Origin of the sequence: Acrocarpospora phusangensis (genome assembly GCF_016862995.1) — a bacterium.
Taxonomy (GTDB): Bacteria; Actinomycetota; Actinomycetes; order Streptosporangiales; family Streptosporangiaceae; genus Acrocarpospora; species Acrocarpospora phusangensis.
Genome location: NZ_BOOA01000114.1, coordinates 1 through 21,512 on the forward strand (window position 1 = coordinate 1; position 21,512 = coordinate 21,512).

Sequence of the window (21,512 nt, forward strand, 5' to 3'; positions counted from 1 at the left end):
TCCCTAGCGGCGGTGCGCAAGGTCAAGGCGCGCAGGGCGACGGCGCACACGTCCAGGAGGCGCAGGATCGGGGCGCGCAGACGGGTGGCGCGCCAGGGAATCACCCTCAGAGTGCGCAGGGGGATGATGCGTTGTCGCGGTTGGTCGCGTTGTCGCCGCCCGCTGCTCTGGGGATCGACGATCTGCGGCTGATGGTCAACGGGGCCGGGTTGCCGCTCGGGCTGGTGGAGAACGCCGCGCAGTCGATCGTCCAGATCATCCGGCATCTGCTCGGCCGTGAGGACGGTGTCCGTGAGGCGGCCGTGGCCGCGGCGCGAGCGGACGAGCCGTTCGACGGCTACGCCTGGGAGGCCCTGCGCTTCGCGCCCTTCAACCCTCTCATCTTCCGGTTCTGCGAACGCGACCACCGCCTGGCCTCAGGCGCCCTCATCAAGGCGGGCACACCCGTCTTCGCCTGCACGTCGTCGGCGGGCATGGACGCGGACGCGGTGGAAGCTCCCGAAGAGTTCCGGATCGACCGCCCGGACCACGTCCGCCTGCACTTCGGGTTCGGCGCACACGAATGCGTCGGCAAACACGTCGGCGTGGCCGTCATCCCCGAGGTGGTCCGCCGCGTCCTGCGACGACCGGGCGCGGCCCTCCTGCCCAACACCACCATCGACTTCGCCGGCGGCCCTTTCCCCCGCCGCTTCCCGATCGCACTCTCCTCACACGCGGCCCCCACCCACCCGATCACGACCCCAGACGCGGCACCCGCTCGCCCGACTGCGACCCCAGACGCGGCTCCCGCTCGCCCGATTGCGACCCCAGACGCGGCACCCGCGTCCTCGACCCCGGCCACAGACGCGCCCTTCACTCGCCGAGTCACCACCACGGACGCGGACCCCGCATCCCCGGACACGACCTCAAACGCGGCACCAGCTCGCCCGATCACCACCCCAAACGCCGCTCCCGCACCCTCGACCCCGGCCACAGACGCGCCCTTCACTCGCCGAGTCACCACCACGGACGCGGACCCCGCATCCCCGGACACGACCTCAAACGCGGCACCAGCTCGCCCGATCACCACCCCAAACGCCGCTCCGGCATCCTCGACCCCCACGACAGACGCGCCCCCCGCACGCCGGGTCACCACCACGGACGCGGACCCCGCGTCCACGGACACGACCTCAGGCGGACCCACTAACCCGAGGACGGTCCCCGGTGGGCCCGTCCCACATGCGCGGGAGGCATCGTGAAGCCGAGTGCCCGGATCGGGCGGCGTAACTATCTGGAGTTCTGGGCGCTGACCAATATGGCGCCCGTGTGGCGGGTGATTCGGTCGGTTGGGCCGTTGCATGCGGCGGTCAACCGGTTTCTGGTGAACCGGTTGGTGCTCAAGCTGCCGATCCGGCCCAATCCGCTGAGCACGAAGGCCGGGTACACGTCCTGGGAGTCGCTTACCGATCGGACTTTTGACAGTCGGCATCTGCCGCCGGTTCCACTGGCCGCGTCGGCGCCGAATCCGGTCGAGGTGGCGGAGTTGTTCCGGCGTGACGGGGAGGCGCGCGACTGCCCGCGTTCGACGGTGTTGTTCGCGTACTTCGCGCAGTGGTTCACGGATGGTTTCCTGCGGGGAGACATGAACATTCCGCGTGACCCGCGCAAGAACTCGTCCAACCATGAGATCGATCTGAACCAGCTGTATGGGCTCACTCCGGCGGTGACGTCGGCGCTGCGGACGCGTTCCGGAGGGCTGCTCAAGAGCCAGGTGGTGAACGGGGGCGAGTTTCCGCCGTACCTGTGTGAGTTGGGGAGGATCAAGGATGAGTTCGCGGGGCTGAGCGTCGTCCGGTTCGACGATGTGCCGTTCGGGGCGCGGGACGCGTTGTTCGCCTGCGGCAGTGACCGGGCCAACCTGCACATCGGCTTCACCATGCTGACCACGCTGTTCCTGCGCGAGCACAACCGGGTGGCCCGCCGGCTGGCCGGACGCCATCCGGACTGGGACGACGAGCGGCTGTTCCAGACGACCAGGAACATCCTCGTGGTCCTCCTCATCAAGATCGTCCTTGAGGAGTACATCAACCACATCACGCCCACCCTCTTCCAGGTCCGCATGGATCCCGCCGTGTGCAGGACGGCGATCTGGCATCGCACCAACCACATGGCGATCGAGTTCAACCTGCTCTACCGCTGGCACAGCCTGATCCCCTCGGCCCTGCTCGCGGGCGGAGAAGAGCGCCCACTGAGCGACACCCTGGTCGGGAACCGGTTGCTCACCGAATGCGGGATCGGCCCGCTCTTCGAGGACGCCACCACCCAGCGGGCCGGACGCATCGGCCTGTTCAACACCGACCCGGCGCTCCTGCACGTGGAGGAGATGAGCGTCACCGAGGGTCGCGCCGTGGAGCTGGCCTCCTTCAACGACTACCGCGCCTACTGCGGCTTCCCCCGCCTGAAGTCGTTCGCCGAGGTCTCCTCGGACCCGCGCGTCCAGCAGGGACTCGCCGCCCTGTACCCGACCGTGGACGACATCGACTTCTACGCCGGCATCTTCGCGGAGGACCCCCTGCCGGGCTCTCTGCTCTCCCCGGTCATGCAGCGCATCATCACCGTCGACGCGTTCTCCCAGGCGTACACCAACCCGCTCCTGTCACCGCAGGTGTACGGCCCGGCCACCTTCTCCCCCACCGGCATGGAGATCATCGAGTCGACCACCTCACTGGCGGACGTGCTCAACCGCAACCTGCCGGAGGCGTCCCGGCGGTACCGCGCCCGGATGACCTATGCACGCGGATGACCGGTGCGCCCGGTCGGCAACCCCGCCTCCGGAGCGGGCGCCCGGATCACCGATGAGCACGATCACCGATGAGCACGGACAACCAGGCGGAAGGGCCGGCGCTGCGGCAGATGGTGGAGAGCCCTGATCACCTATGAGCACGGATAGCCCATGAGCGCGGCTGACGAGCCGAATGGCCGGCGGCGGCTGCTCCAGGCCGCCGCCGAGCTGGTCGCCGTGGCCGAGGAGATCGAGGCGGTCTCCGTCCGTACCACGGCGGCCCTGACCAGGGAGCTCCGGCCGCGCGCCCTGCTGCGCGCCGCGCCCAGGTTCCGTCCCCAGCGGCGTCTGCTGCGGGCGCTCACCCGCCGGGCGGGACTCGGCATCGCGTTCTCCGGCGGGCCGCTCGGCCGGCCGATCTCCCGGATGTCCGGTCTGGCCGGACCGGGCCGGCTGGCCGTACACGTGCTGGTGTTGTCGCTGCGGCTGCGGATCGCGGCCGTGGAGCGTGCCCATCCGGAGCTGACCCGCGACCCGGTGCTCCAGCGGCTGGTCACGGCGATCTCCGAGGACCGGGACGTGGCGGCCGCCCGCGCGTTACGCGCCCTGTTCCGGGATCGCGGCGCGCAGGACGCGCTCAGCGCGATCGCGCCCATGTTCGGGGAGATCCTCGCGCTGCGGGCGCTGCTCGACGAGAACCCCTTCAACGACGCGGTCGGCTGGGCGATGGCCACCGGGCGCGGGGTCATGAACACCGACCCCATCACCGGCATCACGACCCGGGTCATGTCGGCCATGGACCGCGGCGCCGGCGTCGCCCGGCCCACCGAGGCCACCCCGGAGGAGGCCGTCAGCCTGCGTACCGGCGACTCCATCGTGGCCGTGCTCCGCAACATCCAGGTCGTCGGCACCACCGGCCGGATGCTCATCCAGAGCGTGCTGGGGCCGGACGAGACCATCCGATACGTCGTCCAGGCTCCGGGCATGCGTCCCGGCGGTCCTCGCAACGACTCACCCCAGGACCTGGTGGGCGCGTTCCGGAACACCGTGCTGCGCTCCTCGCCGTACACGGGGGCGTTGAAGGACGCGATCGAGCAGTTCGGCGTGCCCGAGCAGGCGGAGATCGCGCTCATCGGGCACAGCGCGGGCGGCTCCGCCGTCATGAACCTCGCCCAGGACCCGGAGTTCTGCGGCCGCTACCGGGTCACCCACGTCATCGCCGCCGGGTCGCCCATCGACTTCAAGGTCCCGGCCGACTCCCGTACCTGGATCGCGTCCATCACCAACCAGCACGACCTGATCCCGGTCCTGGACGGCCAGGGCTCCGGCTCCTGCTTCGACCTCCACCCGACCTGGTACACGGTGGACTACGCCGACGCCACCCACCGCTTCCCCCTCTGCCACAGCGTCGCCCAGTACGCGGCCAACCTGGCCGACGACCTCCCCGAGGCCCGCGCCCACATAGACGCCCAGCTCACCCCCTACCACGGCTCCCTGATCCGCTCGCAGCTCTACCTCCTGCTCGACCACACGAACCCCCGGGAGCCACGATGACCCTCGACGCCGACGCTCTCGCCCTGGAGAACTGCGCGACCGCCCTCACCCACCTGGCCGACCGCCTCCGCGCCGACCAGTCCCTCCCCCCGTGGTTCCAGGACGCCATCGCCACCTACGCCTCCCGCTGCCGCACGGCCGCCTCAGACCTGACCGCGGCGGCCACCGCGCAAGAGCACGATCACGAAGAACCAGCCGGGTAAGCCTCGATCCTCAATCCCGTCCACCGACGCGCGCCTTTCAAGGCGGGAGGCCCGAGTCAAGGCGGGAGGCCCGAGCCCGCTCTCCCGCCGAACCGGTTGTCCCCTCTATTCCATGAGCTTGTGCAGTCCCATGGCCATCGCCCCCATGGCGGCCAGCCCGGTGACCGCCGCCAGTGGGACCGGTACGCCCCCCATGGCGCTCAGCGCCGCGACGACCAGCCCTGTGACAACGCTCGCAAGCAAAATCACAACGGCTCGCGAGGTTAACAACGGACCCGGCCGGTGAGACCGTTCCTCCTCATTCGGTAGGGTCATGCCGAACTCCTCTCAACCCTTCTTGAGCGGAACATTGGGGCGACCTCCGTGCCTGGAGCGTCGCCCCGCCCATTGACGCGCGACATCACACATGACGACCCAGGCGATGCCGCCCGGTGAGAATCTGCGCGATCGTACAGATGCACGTGCATCTTCACGCTCAGCACACGGTCACACTTTTACCCCAGGACAGGGACGCCTGAGCGACCATCGGCCGCTCCGACTCCCGTTCTTCCATCCCGCCGATTCGCCTAGGACCTGTGCCTATACCTAGAGAGCCAGCGTGACCGTACAGATGCACGTGCATCCTCACATTCAATGCACGGAACATAGCACATCGACATACTTATCCGGCCTACCCGGAACAAAATAAAGAATCTTCACATTCAACAGGGCCGTGGAATATTGCTCTGATTGAGCCGAATGAACAGAAGAAGAATCTGCCACCGCCACTGACCAGCGATTAAGCCGCAGACCTGGCTTCCGGTGGCTATCACACCGAAAGCCAGGCGAAAAATCAGTTCCCGGCTGTCCGGCGGATTGCGTAAAGGTCGGACGGCGAGATGGGCATACGGTCGATCGGGAGGCCTTCGGCGTCTTCGATGGCGGCGGCGATGACGGCGGAGACGGGGATGACGCCGGCTTCGCCGGCGCCCTTGATGCCGAGGGGGTTGAGGGGGGACGGGGTTTCGAGGTGGTCGGTTTCGATGTGGGGGATCTCGGTGGCGTACGGCATGAGGAAGTCCATGAACGAGGCGTTCAGGAGCTGGCCGTGCTCGTCGTAGACCATCTTCTCGTAGAGGGCGCCGCCGACGCCCTGGGCGACGCCGCCGTGGATCTGGCCCTCCACCAGCATCGGGTTGATCATCTTGCCGCAGTCATGGACGACGGCGTAGCGGAGGATGCGGATCTCGGCGGTGTCCGGGTCGGTCTCGACGATGGCGGCGTGCATGCCTGACGCGAACGTGGAGCGGATCGGCGAGTAGTAGTCCTTGCCCTCCAGGCCGGGCTCCTCGCCCTCGGCCACGGGGGGCCGGTCCATGCTGGCCGCCCCCGCGAACTGGGTGGCGCGCTTGGCCTCCTCGTCGAAGGCGTACCTGAGGGGGTTGGAGAGGACGGCGACGGTGGCGAGCGGGATGGAGGCCGACGGGGAGCCGACCACGTGCACGACGCCGTCGGTGATCTCCAGGTCGCGCGGGTCGGCCTCGAGTGCGTCTGCGGCCACCCGCAGCGCCTTCTCGCGGACCTTGCGGCAGGCCAGCGCGATGGCGTTGCCGCTCATCACGGCGGCGCGGGAGGCGAACGTGCCGACGGCGTAGCCGAAGCGGCGGGTGTCGCCGGTGACGACGGAGACGCGCTCGATCGGGACGCCCAGCTCGGTGGCGGCGATCTGGGCGAACACGGTTTCGTGGCCCTGCCCCTGCGAGGTGAGGCCGGTGGAGACGTGCACCCGCCCGTCGGAGGTGATCTGGATGTGCCCGCCCTCGTACGGCCCGACGCCGGTGCCCTCCACGTAGCAGCCGAGCCCGATGCCCAGCCGCCGCCCCTCGGCCCGCGCGGCCTCCCGCTGGGCCGGGAAGTCGTCCCAGCCGATCAGGTCCTTCAGCTTCCGCAGCGACTCCGGATAGTCGCCGCTGTCGTAGATGAGCGGCCGCCCGTCCTGGAAGATCATGCCCTGGTCGTACGGGAACTGGTCGGGCTGGATGAAGTTGGCGGCCCGCACGTCGGCCCGGTCACGCCCCAGATGCTGGGCGATCTTGTCCATCGTGCGCTCCATGCAGAACACACCCTGTGGACGCCCCGCCCCCCGGTACGGCGTCACCTGCACGGTATTGGTGTAGATCGACGAGAACTCCACCCGGTACGCCCCGATCCGGTACGGCCCGAGCAGCTGCGTCGACGTGATGATCGGCACAATGATCCCGTACGGCGTGTACGCCCCGTGGTCGTGCAGGATCTCGACCGAGAGCCCCAGCACCCGCCCCTCGTCGTCGAACCCGACCCGCACGTGCTGCACCTGGGCCCGTTCGTGGGCGCTGGAGATGAAGTGCTCCCGCCGGTCCTCGGTCCACTTGACCTCCTGGTTGAGCAGCCGCGCGGCCCACGGCACCAGCACCTCCTCCGGCCACGGGTGCACGATCTTGACGCCGAAGCCGCCGCCGACGTCGGGCGCGATCACCTCGACCTTGGGCAGCGGCAGCCCCAGCTTCGCGGCCAGCGCCATCCGTACGCTGGTGGAGGTCTGGGTGGAGGAGTAGACCCGCAGCGACTGGTCGTCGGCGTCCCAGCGGGCGTACACGCCCTTGCCCTCCAGCGGCGTGCAGGCGCTGCGCTCGATGTCCAGCCGGAAGGACAGGGTGTGCGGGGCGGCCTCGATGGCCTCGGCGGCCGAGCGGCCGTCGGCCGAGGGCACCTCCTGGACCAGGTGGGCGCCCACGTTGCCGGGCACGTCCTCGTGCACGAGATGCGCGCCGGACACGGCCTCCTCGATGCCGACCACGGGCTTGAGGAACTCGTAGCCGACCTCGATCAGCGAGCAGACGTCCTCGGCCACGTAGCGGTCCTTGGCCACCACCATCACGATGGGCTCGCCGACGTGCCTGACGACGTCGCGGGCCAGCGGGTAGGCGGTGCGGCCGTGGGTGAGCGCCGGGTGCGGGATGAGCAGCGGCAGCGGCTCGCACACGCCGGCCGGCAGGTCCTCCCAGGTGTAGATGGCGACCAGGCCGTCCACCTCGAGGGCGGCGTCCACGTCGATGTGGGTGATGCGGGCGTGCGCGTGCGGGGAGCGGACGAAGGCGGCGGCGAGCGCGCCCGGCCCGAGGTCGTCGAGGTAGCGGCCCTGGCCGCTGATCAGCCGGGCGTCCTCCCGCCGCCGGACCGGTTCGCCGAAGAGCTTGGTGGTCACGTGGGCTCCTCCGCGAGCAGTTCCGCCGCGCGGTGCACGGACTTGACGATGTTCTGGTACCCGGTGCACCGGCACAGGTTGCCGGAGATGCCCTCCAGCACCTCCTCGTCGGTGGGCGCCGGGTTATCCCGCAGGAACGCGGTCGTGGTGCACAGGAAGCCGGGCGTGCAGAAGCCGCACTGCAGGCCGTGGCACTCGGCGAAGGCGCGCTGCACGGGTGAGGGCCGGTCGGGGCCGGCCAGCCCCTCCACGGTGGTGATCTCGTGCCCGTCCACGGTGACCGCGAAGGTCAGGCAGGAGCGGACCGGCTCGCCGTCCAGCAGCACGGTGCAGGCGCCGCAGACGCCGTGCTCGCAGCCGACGTGGGTGCCGGTCAGGCCGAGGTCGTGGCGCAGGCAGTCCGACAGCAGCCGGCGGGCGGGCACCCGGGCCTCGCGCGGCACGCCGTTCACGATGAGGGTGATGTCAAACATCGGCCGCCGCCTTGACCGCCCGCTCGACCAGCACCCCGGTCAGGTGCCGCCGGTAGTCCGCCGTCGCGTGAATGTCCGCCTCCGGTTCGATCCGTTCCTGTACGGCCGCCACCACCGCTCCCCAGTCCACCGAGGCGACGGACTGGTTGCCGCAGGCTTCGGTGATGTCCACCACCACCGGCGCCGGGCCCACGCTCACGCACGCCACCCTGGCGGCGGTGACGCGCAGGTCGTCGTCCAGCCGGACGGCGGCGGCCACGCCCGCCATGGCGTAGTCGCCGTGCCTGCGGGCCACCTCGACGAAGGCGGTGCCGCCGTCCCAGGCGGGGAAGAAGGCCGAGACCGCGAGCTCGCCGGTCCTGATCGCGGACTCCATCGGCCCGGTGAAGAAGTCGGCGGCGGCGACCTCGCGCTCGCCGGAGACGCTGGCCAGCCGTACCGAGCCGCCGAGCAGGGCCAGGACGGCGGGAAGTTCGGCGGCGGGGTCGGCGTGCACGAGGCTGCCGACGACGGTGCCGCGGTTGCGGATGACGGAGTGGGCGACCTGCTTGAGCGCCTGCCCGAGCAGCGGCTGGGCGAGGCTGGCGGCGGCGGAACGCTCCACCGCGGCGTGCCTGGCCAGGGCCCCGACGCGGACGCCGGTCGCGTCGGTCTCGATCTCGCCGAGCCCGGCCACCCGGTTGATGTCGACCAGGTGGCCCGGGGCGGCGAGCCGCATGTTGAGCAGGGGGATCAGGCTCTGGCCACCGGCCAGGACCTTTCCGTGCGCGCCCACCTCGGCGAGGACCTCGACGGCTTCCCGTACCGAGGTAGGCGCGTGATAGTCGAACGGCGGCGGTTTCACGAAAGTCGTTCTACTCCGATCGCGTTACGGATAATGGCTCAACCCGTGGAATTTTTGACATCCCCTACCTCGGCCGGCGCCGGGCCGGACAGCGCGCGCAGCAGGTGGTACCCGCCGAGGACGACGATCGTGCCGAGGGCGATGCCCGCCAGCGAGAAGTCGTCGGTGATCGTGTGGGACACCGGGCCGATCGCCAGGATGATGCCCGCCCCGATCGGGAGCATGTTCACCGGATCGGCGAAGTTCACCCGGTTCTCCACCCAGATCTTGGCGCCGAGCAGGCCGATCATGCCGTACAGGATGACCGTGATGCCGCCCAGCACGCCGCCGGGGGTGGCCGCGACCAGGGCGCCGAACTTGGGAATGAGGCCGAACAGGATGGCGATGACGCCGGCGATGTAGTAGGCGGCGGTGGAGTAGACCCGGGTGGCCGCCATCACGCCGATGTTCTCCGCGTACGTGGTGGTGGGCGAGCCGCCGACGGCCGAGGTGAGCACGGTGCCGACGCCGTCGCCGATGACCGCCCGCCCGATGTACGGGTCCACGTCGGTCTTGGTCATCTCGCCGACGGCCTTGACGTGGCCCACGTTCTCGGCGATCAGCGCGATCACGGCGGGCAGCACCAGCACGATCGCCGACACCTGGAAGGTCGGCCCGTGGAAGTTGGGCAGGCCGAACCAGTCGGCCTGCGCCACCGCGTCGAAGCTGACCCGGGGGTGGGTGTCGACCGCGCCGGTGCCCGCGTTGAACGCGGTGATGTCACCGAAGATCTTGTCGGCGGCCCAGGACAGCACGAAGCCGATGACCAGGCCGAGCAGGATGCCGATCCGGCCGAGGAAACCCTTGAACAGGGCGATGATGAGGAATGTCACGATCATGGTGATGAGCGCGATCCAGTGGTCCTGCGGCCAGTACACGTCGGCGACCACGAAGGCCAGGCCGAAGCCGATCAGCATGACCACCGCGCCGGTCACCACCGGCGGGAAGATCCGGTGGATCACCTGTACGCCGAGGTAGTGGATGGCCACACCGCACAGCGCCAGCACGATGCCGGCCACCAGGATGGCGCCGGTGACCGTGGCGCTGTCGCCCTGGGCCGCCCTGATCGCCACCACGGCGCCCACGAACGAGGCCGACGTGCCCAGGTAGCTGGGCACCTTGCCCTGCACGATGAGCAGGAACAGGATCGTCGCGACACCCGACATCATCACGGCGACGTTCGGGTCCAAGCCCATGACCAGCGGGAACACGAACGTGGCGCCGAACATGGCGATCACGTGCTGGGCGCCGAAACCGACCATGCGCGGCCAGGACAGCCGTTCGTCCGGCTTGACGACCTCGCCGGGGGCGAGCCCGCGTCCCTCTCCGTGCACCTTCCATCCGAAAGCCATGTGAGCCCCTTCACTTGCCTGGGCCGACGTCCGGTGGCCACCCCGCGGGCATCCCAGCGCGGCATTTCTGGTTCACGAGCCTCCTACCAGGCCCGTTGCGGGCACATTAGGACTGTGATCGCTGGAGCACACGGGCATCATCTGCCAAAGCGTGTGGTCAGATACCACGCATGTTCAGCACATGGAGCGCGAGGGTCAGGTTCAGCCTGAGGTGCGCGTCCTCGGTGAAGTTTCCGAGCAGACGTTCCAGCTTTCCGATGCGGTAGCGCAGGGTGTTGTAGTGGAAGTGCAGCCGCCGCGCGGTCTCGGCCACGTTGAGGTTGGTCTCCAGCAGCACGTGCAGGGTGCGGCGCAGATCGCCGTTCTCCGCGTCGTCGTCGCCGGCCAGCGCGCCCAGCGTCTCGCGGACGAAGGCGTGCAGTTCCGCGGTGTCGTCGACCAGGGAGAGCAGGCGGTAGACGCCGAGCTGGTCGAAGTGGGCGACCGCGCCGGAGCCGTGCAGCTGGCGGCCGACCCTGGCGGCCTTGAGCGCCTGGCCGTACGCGTCGGGGAGGCTGTCGGCCCCGTCGGCGATCCTGCTCATCCCGGTGGAGAAGGTGGCGTCGGCGAAGGCCGTGGAGGCGGCCGCGGCGAGCCGGGCGGTGTCCACCCCGGCGCCGACGACGGCGACCACCTCGTGTGAGAACCCGGCGACCGCGCCGCGCGGGTCGTGCCGCCGGACCGAGGCCTGCCAGGCGGCGAGCAGCCGGTCCTGCGCGGTCCGCTCGTCTACCTCGGGGTCGAGCTCGGCGACCAGCACGCTGACCGGGCGTTCCAGGTCCCAGCCGAACGCCTTGGCGCGTTCCGCGACGCGCGCGCCGCCCCGGCCGGTGAGCACGTCGCGCAGGAAGTCGGCGCGGTACTTGCTCTCGACGGCGGTGACGGCCTCCTGCTTGGTGACCACGAGGGCGGCCACGGTGGCGGCGCGCTCCAGGATGCGGATGTCGCTGTCCCGGAGCGTTCCCGCCTGGCTGAACGCGGCGATCCTGCCGTGGTGGTGGCCGCCGGCCACGATGGGCACGACCGCGTAGTGGCCGTCGGCGCGCACCAGCGGGTCGGCGTCGGTGCGGCCCGGCTCGGCCCTGCTGCTCAGGCCACTGCTCAGCACGTACGCCTCCCGCAGCATGGCCACCTGCTCGGCGCCCCCGGCGGAGGCCAGCACCTGCCCGCCGACGTCCACGGCGGCCACGGCCACGTCCAGCAGCCCGGCCACCTCGGCGGTGACCTCGCGCATGCCGCCTCCGGCCAGGATGATCTGCACCAGCGCGCGGTGCGCCTCCTCCGCCCTGGCCAGGGTGGCGGCCTGCCGGTTGAGGATGTCGGTGAGCACCTGGTTGAGGATGTCGTCGAAGCCGACGTCGTTGGGGAGCAGGATGAGCGGGAAGTTGAGCCGGTCGGCCTGCTCGACCATCTCCTCCGGCAGCTCGTCGAGGTAACGGCCGAGTTTGATGGCCAGGGCCGAGAGCCCGCGTTCGTCAAGATCCGCCACAAGGTGGGCGAGCGACTGGGGAGTGTTCCTGAGCGGGTAGCCGGTGGTGAGCAGCAGTTCGTTCGGCTTCACCCAGGCGAGGATGTCGGGGACCTCCATGACGTTGAGCCGCTGCACGATCCGGTCCAGCCCGCCCTTGCCCGCGATGAGCCGGGCCCCGGCGAGGGTGGAGACCCCGAGCACCTCGCCGACGGCCACGCCATGGATGATCGTTCCAGTGCTGGCCAGGCGCATGGCAGGGGCGGCGGGGTCACTCGTCATCGTCTGCTCCGGGGGTTGGCGCATCTCACGCCGATTCTGCCCGACGATCCGACTGTCAGGAAGAGCCAAGCATTTGGCCGACTGTTGGCAGTTTTCCCCGTACGGCCTCTGAGGGGCACGTTCTAACGTCACCCTGATGAGGGAGGTCTGGTGACCGTAGGCACCCGCCCGAGAGTCCGCCGATCCGCGGCACGTTCCGCTGGAGCGACCCTTGACCGCACGTACGTGCCCGGCGCGGCCAGCATGGCCGTACGGCCCGCGCTGGAGACGCCGCGACGCCCGGCCCGGGTGCTCGCGGCCTTCCCGGCCGCCGTCTACCTGGAGCTGAGGACCGAGGTCGAGCCGCATGTCATCGCCCTGGTGACCGGCGAGGCGACCCGGCTGCCCAACGCCGTCGTGCTGACCGACCCGCTGACCGGGTTCACGGCCGGGGACGAGGCGTGGGTGGGCGACGGGTTCATCGAGGTCGGCGGGCTGGCCATCCGGATCCGCCGCTGGTGGGATCCGGCCCCGGCGCTGCCGCGCGTGGATCGGTCCCGGCTGGCGGCCGGGCTGGCCCAGTTCGGCGAGATCTGCGACGGCTCCGCCCGGCGTCCCGGGCTGACCGGCGGGGCGTGCGAGCTGCTCGCCGAGGGCTGCCACTCGGGGTCGCTGGTGAACGCCGTGACCTCGGCCGAGCAGCTGATGGGCCTGGGCCCCGGGCTCACCCCGAGCGGCGACGACATGCTGGCCGGGCTGCTGGTGGCGCTGCGCCAGCTGGGCGCGGCCGCGGGCGTGGAGCGGGCGGTCTGGCTGGCCGGCTGGCTGGCCGCGGCCGTCACCTTCGACGCCAGGACCAGGACCACGCCGATCTCGGCCACGCTGCTGGACTGCGCGGCGCGCGGCGAGTCGGGGATGGAGGTGCTGGCCGTGCTGCGCGCGCTCGCCGCCGGGCATTCGGTGGAGCCGTCGCTGCACCGGCTGCTGCGCCTCGGTCACACCTCGGGCGCGGATCTGGCCTGGGGCGTCAGGACGGGCCTGTCGGCCGTCCTCCACCTGTCGAACCGATAGCCCGTCGTCAATCTTGTGAATCCTGCGCTCAGGGGGCGTTCTTGAATCTCGTCGAGGTCCGTAGCGGGGTCTACCACGACTCGGTCAGCCTGATGCGGGTCAGCCAGGCGCTGGCCGGCCGGCCCGGGGTGTCGGTGGCGATCGTCGCCATGGCCACCGAGCTGAACGTGGAGCTGGCCAGGGACGCGGGCTTCGAGGTGCCCCCGGCGACGCCCGCCGACCTGCTGGTGGCGGTGCGGGCCGACTCCGAGGAGGCGCTGGCCTCGGCGGCGGAGGAGCTCGGGCGGCAGCTGTCGGCGCGGGCCGCCGCGTCCTCGGCGCGCGAGGCGGCGCCCGCGCGGACCACGCGGACGGCGGCGCGGGAGGCGGAGGACGCCGGCGTGGTGCTGGTCAGCGTGCCCGGGGAGCACGCGTTCGCCGAGGCGATGGACGCGGTGGACGCCGGCCTCTCGGTGATGATCTTCAGTGACAACGTGCCGGTGGCGCAGGAGGTGCTGCTCAAGGAGCGGGCCGAGGCGGCCGGTGTGCTGGTGATGGGACCCGACTGCGGGACGGCCGTGGTCGGCGGCGCGGGGCTGGGCTTCGCGAACGTGCTGCGGCCCGGTCCCGTGGGCATCGTGGCGGCCTCGGGGACGGGAGCGCAGCAGGTGTCCAGCCTGCTCGACCTGGCGGGCGTCGGGGTCAGCCATCTGCTGGGCGTGGGCGGGCGGGACCTGTCGGCGGAGGTGGGTGGGCGGTCCACGCTGCGGGCGCTGGAGTCGCTGGACGGCGACCCGGGGACCGAGCTGATCGTGGTCATCTCCAAGCCGGCCGACCCGGCGGTGGCTTCGTCGGTGCGCGCCGCCGTGCAGCGGTCGGGCACCCCGGTCGTGATGGCGCTGCTCGGTCCTGGTCAGGACGATCTCACTGCTGCGACGGAACACGTCCTGCGCGCCCTCGGCCGCGAGGTCCCCACCTGGCCGTCATGGACCTCCCCCGACTCCTCGGATCCCCAAGATTTCCAGGGTGCTCCGAATACCCCGGGCCCTTCGGAGTCCCCGGGCTCTTCGGAGTCCGCGGACGCCTCGGAGTTCCCGGACGGCTCGGAGTCCCCGGACGCCTCGAAGTCCCCGGACGGCTCGGAGTCCGCGGACGGCTCGGACTTCCCGGACGGCGAGCGCGCGCGGGCGGTCCGGCCGCTCATCGGGCTCTACTCCGGCGGCACGCTCTGCACCGAGGCGAAGCTGATCGCGGGCGGCGGCACGTTCACCGACTTCGGCGACGACGAGTACACCCGGGGCCGGGCCCACCCGATGATCGACCCGGCGCTCCGGCTGGAGGCGCTGGCCGCCGTGGACTCCGGGGTGGTGCTCCTGGACGTGGTGCTCGGGCACGGGTCCGACCCCGACCCGGCGGCCCGGCTGGCGCCCGCGCTCGCCGAGGCCGTGGCTCGCGGCGTCTCCGCCGTGGTCTCCCTGGTGGGCACCGACGGGGATCCGCAGGACCTGCGGGCGCAGGCCGCGCGCCTGGCGGCGTCCGGGGCGGCCGTGTTCACCTCGAACGCGGCGGCGGCCCGGCACGCGGCCGTCCTGGCCGGCCTCACGCCCGCAACCCCAGCTGACCCGCGACCCGCGCCCACCGCCGAAGAATCCAGCGCGGGAGAAGCCACCGCGGAAGAGGCCACCGCGGGAAGCACTGGCGTAGGTAGCGCCGATGCGGGTGAGGCCAGGCTGGCGCTGCTGGTGAACGAGCCGCGGGTGATCTCGGTGGGCACGTCCGTGCTGGCCGAGGCGCTGGACCAGCAGGCCGTCCCGCAGACCGTGGTGGACTGGCGGCCGCCGCTGGCCGGGACGTCGGCCGCGCTGGCCCGGGTGCTCGCCGACCCGCGCCGCGCCGCCGCCAACGCCCACGCCGCCGGCCGCCTGCTCGCCGCCCGCCCCCAGCTCGTCGGCGTACGGCGGGCCGGTGACGTCCTGGACCTCCCGCCCGGCACCTTCTTCCACGCCGGTCCCCCCATCGACTGGGACCGCGCCTCCGGCCCGATGCGCGGCGCGCTGATGGGCGGCATGCTCTTCGAGGGCCTGGCCGCCTCCCCCGAGGAGGCCGGGCAGAAGCTCGCCACCGGCTCCATCCGGCTGGACTCCTGCCACCACCACCGCACGGTCGGCCCGATGGCGGGCGTGGTCAGCCCGTCCATGTGGATGCTGGAGGTGCACGACGCCGAGCACGGCGGCACCGCGTACTGCTCGCTCAACGAGGGCCTCGGCAAGGTGCTCCGCTACGGCGCGTACGGGCCCGAGGTGATCGAGCGGCTGCGCTGGATGGGCGAGGTGCTGGGCCCGGTGCTCCAGGCCGCGCTGGCCCGCAGCGGCCCGCTGGATCTGCGCAACCTGATCGCGCAGGCGCTGCAGATGGGCGACGAGCTGCACAACAGGAACCGGGCGGCCACCTCGCTGATGGTCCGCGAGCTGGCTCCGGCGATCGTGGACGCGGCCCCGGAGCGCGCGGGCGATGTGCTGCGATTCATCAACGGAAATGATCATTTCTTCCTGAACGCGGGAATGGCCGCCGCGAAAGTCAGCGCCGACGCCGCGCGGAATGTGCCGGGCTCCAGCCTGGTGGTGGCGATGGCGAGGAACGGCACCGATTTCGGCATCCAGGTGTCCGGCTGCGGCGACCGCTGGTTCACCGGCCCCGCGGGGGTCCCGGACGGCCTCTATCTCGGCGCGTACGGCCCGGACGACGCCAATCCGGACATCGGGGACTCGACCATCACCGAGACGGTCGGCCTGGGCGGCTTCGCGATGGCGGCGGCCCCGGCGATCGTGCGTTTCGTGGGCGGCGACGTGGCGGACGCGGTGGCGGCCACCACGTCGATGTACGAGATCACGATGGCCGAGCACCCCGCGTACCAGATTCCCGGGCTGGGGTTCCGGGGCACGCCGGTCGGGATCGACGTCACGCTCGTCGCGCGCACCTCGGTGCTGCCGGTGGTGAACACCGGCATCGCCGGGCGGGTGGCGGGAACCGGGCAGGTCGGGGCCGGTCTGGTGAGCCCGCCGCCGGAGGCGTTCGCCGCCGCGCTGACCGCCTTGACGGGCGAATGAATGCGGATTGACCACTGATTGACCTATTATCGGTGCCCAACCTCACTATTCGCGCTGAATTGCCGCGCGAACCGACCGAGGAGAATTGGGGACACCGCCTATGACAAGCGACCGCCTCCTCGGTATGGTCCCCCCTATGCCGGAGGGTCAAGGCGGTGCCGGAGCCACTCCCGGAGGGGCGCCGGATGGGCAGGGCCGACTGGTGGGCAGGCGATACCGCCTGCTTTCGCCCGTCGGTCGTGGCGGCATGGGCATGGTGTGGCACGCGCACGACGTCCTGCTGGACCGGGATGTGGCGGTCAAGGAGCTGATCCTGCCGTACGGGCTGGATCAGGCCGGCCGTCAGGTCGCGCATCGGCGCATGCTGCGCGAGGCGCGTTCCGCCGCCCGGCTCAGCCACCCGGGCATCGTCACCGTCCACGACGTGGTCGAGGAGGACGGGCGGCCCTGGATCGTCATGGAGCTGGTCCGCGCCTGGTCCCTCGAGCAGGCTGTACGGCAGAGCGGGCCGCTGCCGGTGAGCCAGGTCGCCGAGATCGGCATCCGGGTGCTGGACGCGCTCCGGCACGCGCACGCCGCCGGCATCCTGCACCGGGACGTCAAGCCCGGCAACGTGCTGCTGACGGCCGACCGGGTGGTGCTGACCGACTTCGGCATCGCCGCCATCGAGGGCGACGTCACGATCACCCAGACCGGGCTGCTGATGGGCTCCCCCGCGTACATCCCGCCGGAGCGGCTGCAGGGCCGGACCATCACGCACGCGGCCGACCTGTGGTCCTTCGGGGCCACCCTGTACGCGGCGGTGGAGGGCCGCCCGCCGTACGAGGGGCCCGACGCGGTGGCCGTGCTCGGCGCGGTGCTCACGCAGGAGCCGAACCGGCCGCAGCGCGCCGGGGTCCTGCTGCCCGTGATCGAGGGCCTGCTGCGCAAGAATCCGGCCGACCGCATCGGGGCCGCCCAGGTCGCCGACATGCTGGAGCGGGTGCTGCACTCGCACGGCAACGGCCTGCGCGCCATGCCGCAGCCGTCCCCCGTGCCGGTGGAGACCCCGATGCAGATGCTCCCGCCGCTGGACTCGCCGTCGGGGCCGCTGCCGTCGCGCATCATCGAGACCCCTTCCGGGCCGGTACGAGTGCCGTACACGAACCCGTCCGGCGGGTACGCGATGGCGGCCTTCCAGCCGTCCGCGTCCGACCCGCAGCTCCAGCCGCCGGGCGGCTACGACGCCCTGGCCAGCACGTCCGGCATCTTCAGCACACCGGCCGCGCCCGCGCCCCAGGAGCCGCAGAACCGTCCGTCACCGCAGCGCGCCATGGGCGGCCAGTTCGGCGCGCCGGTGCACGAGACCGGCCCCGGCGCGGCGTTCTTCGGCGCTCCGGACGCGCCGCAGGACGCGCTGCGCGACCCGATGCGTGACCCGGCCGCCGATCCGTTCGACGCGCTGGCCGGTCCGTCCGGGTCGATCCACGCGCCCGAGCGGCCCACCGGCGCAGGCCGGTGGCCGACGCCCGGGCCCACCGACCTGCCCGTGCAGCTGGCCAAGGATCTGGCCCGCGACCTGGCCGACGACCCGTTCACCACCGGCGGCACCCCCATCGGCACCATTGGCGGCACCACCGTCGGGCGGTCCCGGTCCGGGTCCTCCACCGGCGAGCACGCCGCCGTCCGGGGCGGCACCCGCCGCCGTCCCAAGGACGACGACGACGCGCCCAGCCGCGGCGGCGCGATGGTCGTGGTGGCGGCGGTGGCCGTGATCGCGCTCATCGTGCTGGTGCTCCTGATCATGCTGCCCGGCGACGAGGAGCCGCCGGGCGTCAGGACCCCCGGTGACACGCCCACGCTGGCCGCCTCCGGCATCGGCTCCGGCGCCGGCGGGGCCGAGCCGCCCGCGCCCGTGCCGAAGGGCTTCAAGCAGCAGACGCTCGGCGGCGTGACCGTGGCCGTTCCGCTCAGCTGGAAGGTGACGGCCGAGGACGACGGGGTGCGCCTGACCGGCCCGCAGGACAGCGCGCAGAGCGGCCTGATCGAGAAGATCCCCGACGGCAGCCTCTCCGCCCTCCAGCAGGTCGCCAAGAAGGCCGCCGGGTTCGACGAGTACACGCAGGTCGTGCTCGGCCCGGTCAGCTACCGCTACCCGGCCGCCGAGTGGGAGTACACCTACCGGGACGCCGCGACGGTGACCATCCGCACGGTCACGCGGTATGTCGAGGCGGAGGGTCAGGCGTACTCGGTGACGTTCACCGCGCCCGACTACGAGTGGGCCGAGGCGGCGGCGACCATCCGGCAGGTGCTCTGGAGTAGCTTCGCCCCAGCCTGAGGCGTTAATGCGGTTGGGTCGGCGTCATGAGTCATGACAAACTTCGCGCATGACATCGGCCCCCCGCGTCTCCGCGCGTCCCACGACAGTCGATCTGCGGCAGGCGCAGCGCCGTACGCTCGGGGTACTGGCGATGGCGCAGATCATCAGCGGGATCGGGGTGGCGGTCGGGGTCGCGCTGAGTTCGCTGTTCGTGGCCAAGCTGTCCGGTTCCACCGCGATCAGCGGGCTGGCGGGGACGGCCACGGTGCTCGGGGCCGCGCTGCTGGCTCTGCCGACCGCCCGCACCACCGGGCGCAGCGGACGCAGAGCGGGACTCACCCTCGCGTACGGCTCCGCGGTCGCCGGCTGTGTGATCGCCGTCGTGGCGGTGCTGCTCACCTCGTGGCCGCTGCTGCTGGCGGCTCTCGTCCTGATCGGCGGGGCCAGCGCGGGCAACCTGTCGGCTCGGTACTCGGCGACGGATCTCGCGCCCGAGGGCCACGCCGCCCGGCATCTGTCGCTGGTGGTCTGGGCGGCGACGCTGGGCTCGGTCACCGGGCCCAACCTGGCGGAGCCCGCCGCCGACCTGGCCGAGTCGCTCTCCATCGCCAGGGACGCCGGACCGTTCGCGCTCGCGGCCGTCACGTTCGCCGTGTCGACCATCATCATCAACCTGGGGCTGCGTCCCGACCCTCTGCTGCTCGCCAGAGCCACGTCAGGGGCCTCCGAAGCTCCTGGGTCTGACGGGGTCAGAACGTCGCTGCTGGGCACGCTGCGGGACGCGTGGGGGACGATCCGGGCGATCCCGGCCGCCCGGCGGGCACTGGGGGCCATCGCGGTGAGCCACACGGCGATGGTGTCGATCATGTCGATGACGCCGGTGCACCTCGACCACGGCCACGCCGGGATCTCCGTGATCGGCATCGTCATCAGCCTGCACATCGCCGGCATGTACATGCTCTCGCCGCTGGTGGGCTGGCTGGCCGACCGGATCGGCAAGCCGCCCGTCCTGATCGCCGCCATGGTCCTGCTGCTGATCTCGGCGGCCCTCGCCGGAACGGCGGGCTACGGCGTGCCCCAGATCACCGCCGGCCTGTTCGTGCTGGGCCTGGGCTGGTCCTTCGGCCTGGTCGCCGGCTCCGCCATGCTGAGCGAGGCGGTCCCACTGGATCGCCGCCCGGCCGTCCAGGGACTCTCGGACCTCACCATGAACGTCTGCGGCGCCACCGGCGCCCTGCTCGCCGGAGCCGTCGTCGGCGCGGCCTCCTTCGCCGCCCTCACCCTGGCCATCGCAGTCCTGGTCATCCTGACCGGCCTCGCCCTGGTCCGAGTGGCAATACACCGCAAAACGGTCTAACCACAGCCCCCCAGCTTCTCCGCGCCCACCCGGCCATCGCAGTCCTAGTCGGCCTGCCCGGCCTCACCCTCATCCGAGTGGCGATAACCGCACCCATCCAGCCTCACCGCACTCACCCGGCCATCGCAGTCCTAGTGGTCCTGACCCGCCTCACCCTCATCCGAGTGGCGATAACCGCACCCATCCAGCTTCTCCGCGCTCACCCGGCTATCGCGGTCTTGGTCCCTGCTGAACCAGGCGCTGGTCCGTGTGGCGACATGCCGTGAGGTGGCTAGCCGCAGCCGTTCACGATGACGTTGACGACGCGCTGGACGGCGTCCCTGGTGATGGTTTCGGGCGGGGCGGTGACCAGGGTGAACAGGGCGCCGCCGTAGAGGGCGATGAGGGCGGGGATGTTCTCGCGGGGAATGGCCAGGCCCAGTTCGTCGTGGTGCCCGGCGGTGAATCGCGTCGAGGATTCCTGCAAGCCCATGAGTGCCGAGGCCAGCGCCGGTCGCCGAGCCGCCTCCAGTTGCAGTTCGAAGATGGCCAGATAGCGGGTGCGGAACGTGGTCGCCGCCGCGAGCAGGGATTCCGTCAGCAGGTCGGCCAGCCGCACGCTGGCGGCCGCCCTGTGCTGCCCGGCGGCCCGGTCCATGTCGGCAAGGTGCAACTCGACGATGCGTTCGGCCGCGGCCACCAGCAACGCTTCCCGGCTGCGGAAGTAGTTCGAGGCCGTGCCGGGCGGCAGCCCGCTCTCCTTCTCCACCGCGCGGTGGGTCAGCCCGTGCACGCCCGACGAGGCCAACAGCTCGATGGCGGCATCTGTCAGGGCTTGGCGACGGGCGGGATTGGTGGGCGGCACTCGACCATGCTAAACCAATAGCCGTACTAGTACGATCGTAGTGAATAGGAGCCCGTATGAAGATCGTGGTGGTCGGCGCCGGTCTGGGTGGAGTGGCGGCCGCGGTGGGCCTGCATCGTGCGGGCCACGAGGTACAGCTCTTCGAGCAGGCCGCCGAACTCCGGGAAGCTGGCACCGGCGTCGTGATCATGCCCAACGGCATCCGCGCACTGGACGCCCTGGGCGCAGCCGACTACCTCCACGGCCAGACCACAACCGCCGTCAACGGCGGCTTGCGGGACTGGCGCGGACGAGCGCTCCTGGTCACCGACGCAACCCAGGCGCAACAGGAGGTCGGCGCGACCGTCGTCGTCGCCCGCGCGGAACTCCACCGCGCCCTGCGCGCCGGACTACCCGCCGACTCAGTAAGGACCGCAACACCAATCGAACACCTGGAGCCCGCCAAATCGGCGGAAACCTCGACCGCGAAGGGTCACCCGAAGCCCACCGAGTCGACACGAGCCACGACACCGACCGAATACCGGAAATCCGCCGACTCCGTACGGACCGCAGCACCGATCCACCGCCGGGACTCCGCCGACGCCGGGCGGGCCGCAGCACCGATCGAATACCGGGAATCCGGCGACGCCGTACGGATC

At 71.3% G+C, this 21,512-nt stretch carries 16 protein-coding genes; 9 read left to right on the forward strand and 7 right to left on the reverse strand.

The window, feature by feature from the left end; all coding sequences use genetic code 11:
- Nucleotides 1–131 precede the first annotated feature (131 nt).
- The 4 genes from Aph01nite_RS37440 (at nucleotide 132) to Aph01nite_RS37455 (ending at nucleotide 4,518) form a co-directional block, all read left to right on the forward strand.
- A complete protein-coding gene (locus Aph01nite_RS37440; RefSeq protein ID WP_204045826.1) occupies nucleotides 132–1,238 on the forward strand; it encodes a cytochrome P450 in 1,107 nt (368 codons plus the stop codon).
- Nucleotides 1,235–2,782: a peroxidase family protein gene (locus Aph01nite_RS37445; protein ID WP_239162272.1), complete on the forward strand. Its 1,548-nt coding sequence runs from the start codon at nucleotides 1,235–1,237 to the stop codon at nucleotides 2,780–2,782. Before Aph01nite_RS37440 ends, Aph01nite_RS37445 begins: the two co-directional genes overlap by 4 nt.
- A 150-nt stretch (nucleotides 2,783–2,932) precedes the next feature.
- On the forward strand, nucleotides 2,933–4,315 hold the full coding sequence (locus Aph01nite_RS37450) for a hypothetical protein (protein ID WP_204045827.1): 1,383 nt from the start codon (nucleotides 2,933–2,935) through the stop codon (nucleotides 4,313–4,315).
- Entirely contained in the window at nucleotides 4,312–4,518 is a 207-nt protein-coding gene (locus Aph01nite_RS37455; RefSeq protein ID WP_204045828.1) for a hypothetical protein, read from the forward strand. The genes Aph01nite_RS37450 and Aph01nite_RS37455 overlap by 4 nt, the downstream gene beginning before the upstream one ends.
- A gap of 105 nt (nucleotides 4,519–4,623) precedes the next feature.
- On the opposite strand, the gene Aph01nite_RS37460 is transcribed toward Aph01nite_RS37455, so the two are convergent.
- The 6 genes from Aph01nite_RS37460 to Aph01nite_RS37485 form a co-directional block, all read right to left on the reverse strand.
- Nucleotides 4,624–4,767 carry a hypothetical protein gene (locus Aph01nite_RS37460; RefSeq protein WP_204045829.1) on the reverse strand — a complete coding sequence of 48 codons (144 nt, stop codon included), beginning with the start codon at nucleotides 4,765–4,767 and terminating at the stop codon, nucleotides 4,624–4,626.
- A gap of 583 nt (nucleotides 4,768–5,350) precedes the next feature.
- Nucleotides 5,351–7,741, reverse strand: coding sequence for an aerobic carbon-monoxide dehydrogenase large subunit (gene cutA / locus Aph01nite_RS37465; protein WP_204045830.1), 2,391 nt, complete (start codon nucleotides 7,739–7,741; stop codon nucleotides 5,351–5,353).
- The gene (locus tag Aph01nite_RS37470; protein ID WP_204045831.1) at nucleotides 7,738–8,214 is read right to left on the reverse strand and encodes a (2Fe-2S)-binding protein; all 477 of its coding nucleotides are present in this window, start codon (nucleotides 8,212–8,214) and stop codon (nucleotides 7,738–7,740) included. Before Aph01nite_RS37470 ends, cutA begins: the two co-directional genes overlap by 4 nt.
- Nucleotides 8,207–9,058 carry an FAD binding domain-containing protein gene (locus Aph01nite_RS37475; protein ID WP_204045832.1) on the reverse strand — a complete coding sequence of 284 codons (852 nt, stop codon included), beginning with the start codon at nucleotides 9,056–9,058 and terminating at the stop codon, nucleotides 8,207–8,209. Before Aph01nite_RS37475 ends, Aph01nite_RS37470 begins: the two co-directional genes overlap by 8 nt.
- Nucleotides 9,059–9,096: 38 nt before the next feature.
- A complete protein-coding gene (locus Aph01nite_RS37480) occupies nucleotides 9,097–10,449 on the reverse strand; it encodes a uracil-xanthine permease family protein (protein ID WP_204045833.1) in 1,353 nt (450 codons plus the stop codon).
- A gap of 157 nt (nucleotides 10,450–10,606) precedes the next feature.
- On the reverse strand, nucleotides 10,607–12,238 hold the full coding sequence (locus tag Aph01nite_RS37485) for a PucR family transcriptional regulator (RefSeq protein ID WP_204045834.1): 1,632 nt from the start codon (nucleotides 12,236–12,238) through the stop codon (nucleotides 10,607–10,609).
- Between the two features lie 150 nt (nucleotides 12,239–12,388).
- On the opposite strand from Aph01nite_RS37485, the gene Aph01nite_RS37490 reads away from it, so the two are divergent.
- The 4 genes from Aph01nite_RS37490 (at nucleotide 12,389) to Aph01nite_RS37510 (ending at nucleotide 20,030) form a co-directional block, all read left to right on the forward strand.
- Nucleotides 12,389–13,288 carry an oxamate carbamoyltransferase subunit AllH family protein gene (locus Aph01nite_RS37490; RefSeq protein ID WP_204045835.1) on the forward strand — a complete coding sequence of 300 codons (900 nt, stop codon included), beginning with the start codon at nucleotides 12,389–12,391 and terminating at the stop codon, nucleotides 13,286–13,288.
- Between the two features lie 41 nt (nucleotides 13,289–13,329).
- Nucleotides 13,330–16,374, forward strand: coding sequence for a bifunctional FdrA/YlbE family protein (locus Aph01nite_RS42520; protein ID WP_307836821.1), 3,045 nt, complete (start codon nucleotides 13,330–13,332; stop codon nucleotides 16,372–16,374).
- A gap of 202 nt (nucleotides 16,375–16,576) precedes the next feature.
- Complete coding sequence (locus tag Aph01nite_RS37505) at nucleotides 16,577–18,691, forward strand: serine/threonine-protein kinase (RefSeq protein WP_239162273.1); 2,115 nt, start codon at nucleotides 16,577–16,579, stop codon at nucleotides 18,689–18,691.
- A gap of 49 nt (nucleotides 18,692–18,740) precedes the next feature.
- Nucleotides 18,741–20,030 (forward strand): MFS transporter, encoded by a 1,290-nt coding sequence (locus Aph01nite_RS37510; RefSeq protein ID WP_204045837.1) that lies wholly within the window; start codon nucleotides 18,741–18,743, stop codon nucleotides 20,028–20,030.
- Between the two features lie 271 nt (nucleotides 20,031–20,301).
- Here the strand turns inward: Aph01nite_RS37510 and Aph01nite_RS37515 are convergent, their stop codons facing one another.
- The gene (locus Aph01nite_RS37515; protein WP_204045838.1) at nucleotides 20,302–20,874 is read right to left on the reverse strand and encodes a TetR/AcrR family transcriptional regulator; all 573 of its coding nucleotides are present in this window, start codon (nucleotides 20,872–20,874) and stop codon (nucleotides 20,302–20,304) included.
- 56 nt (nucleotides 20,875–20,930) lie between these two features.
- Between Aph01nite_RS37515 and Aph01nite_RS37520 the strand changes: the two genes are divergently transcribed.
- A partial coding sequence (locus Aph01nite_RS37520) for an FAD-dependent monooxygenase (protein WP_204045839.1) occupies nucleotides 20,931–21,512 on the forward strand: 582 nt, incomplete at its 3' end.

Excerpts from the sequence above, each read along its gene's own strand:
- Aph01nite_RS37485 (WP_204045834.1), bottom strand. The coding sequence starts at position 12,238 with ATGACGAGTGACCCCGCCGCCCCTGCCATGCGCCTGGCCAGCACTGGA.
- Aph01nite_RS37455 (WP_204045828.1), top strand. The coding sequence starts at position 4,312 with ATGACCCTCGACGCCGACGCTCTCGCCCTGGAGAACTGCGCGACCGCC.
- Aph01nite_RS37470 (WP_204045831.1), bottom strand. The coding sequence starts at position 8,214 with ATGTTTGACATCACCCTCATCGTGAACGGCGTGCCGCGCGAGGCCCGG.
- Aph01nite_RS37450 (WP_204045827.1), top strand. The coding sequence starts at position 2,933 with ATGAGCGCGGCTGACGAGCCGAATGGCCGGCGGCGGCTGCTCCAGGCC.
- Aph01nite_RS37510 (WP_204045837.1), top strand. The coding sequence starts at position 18,741 with ATGACATCGGCCCCCCGCGTCTCCGCGCGTCCCACGACAGTCGATCTG.
- Aph01nite_RS37480 (WP_204045833.1), bottom strand. The coding sequence starts at position 10,449 with ATGGCTTTCGGATGGAAGGTGCACGGAGAGGGACGCGGGCTCGCCCCC.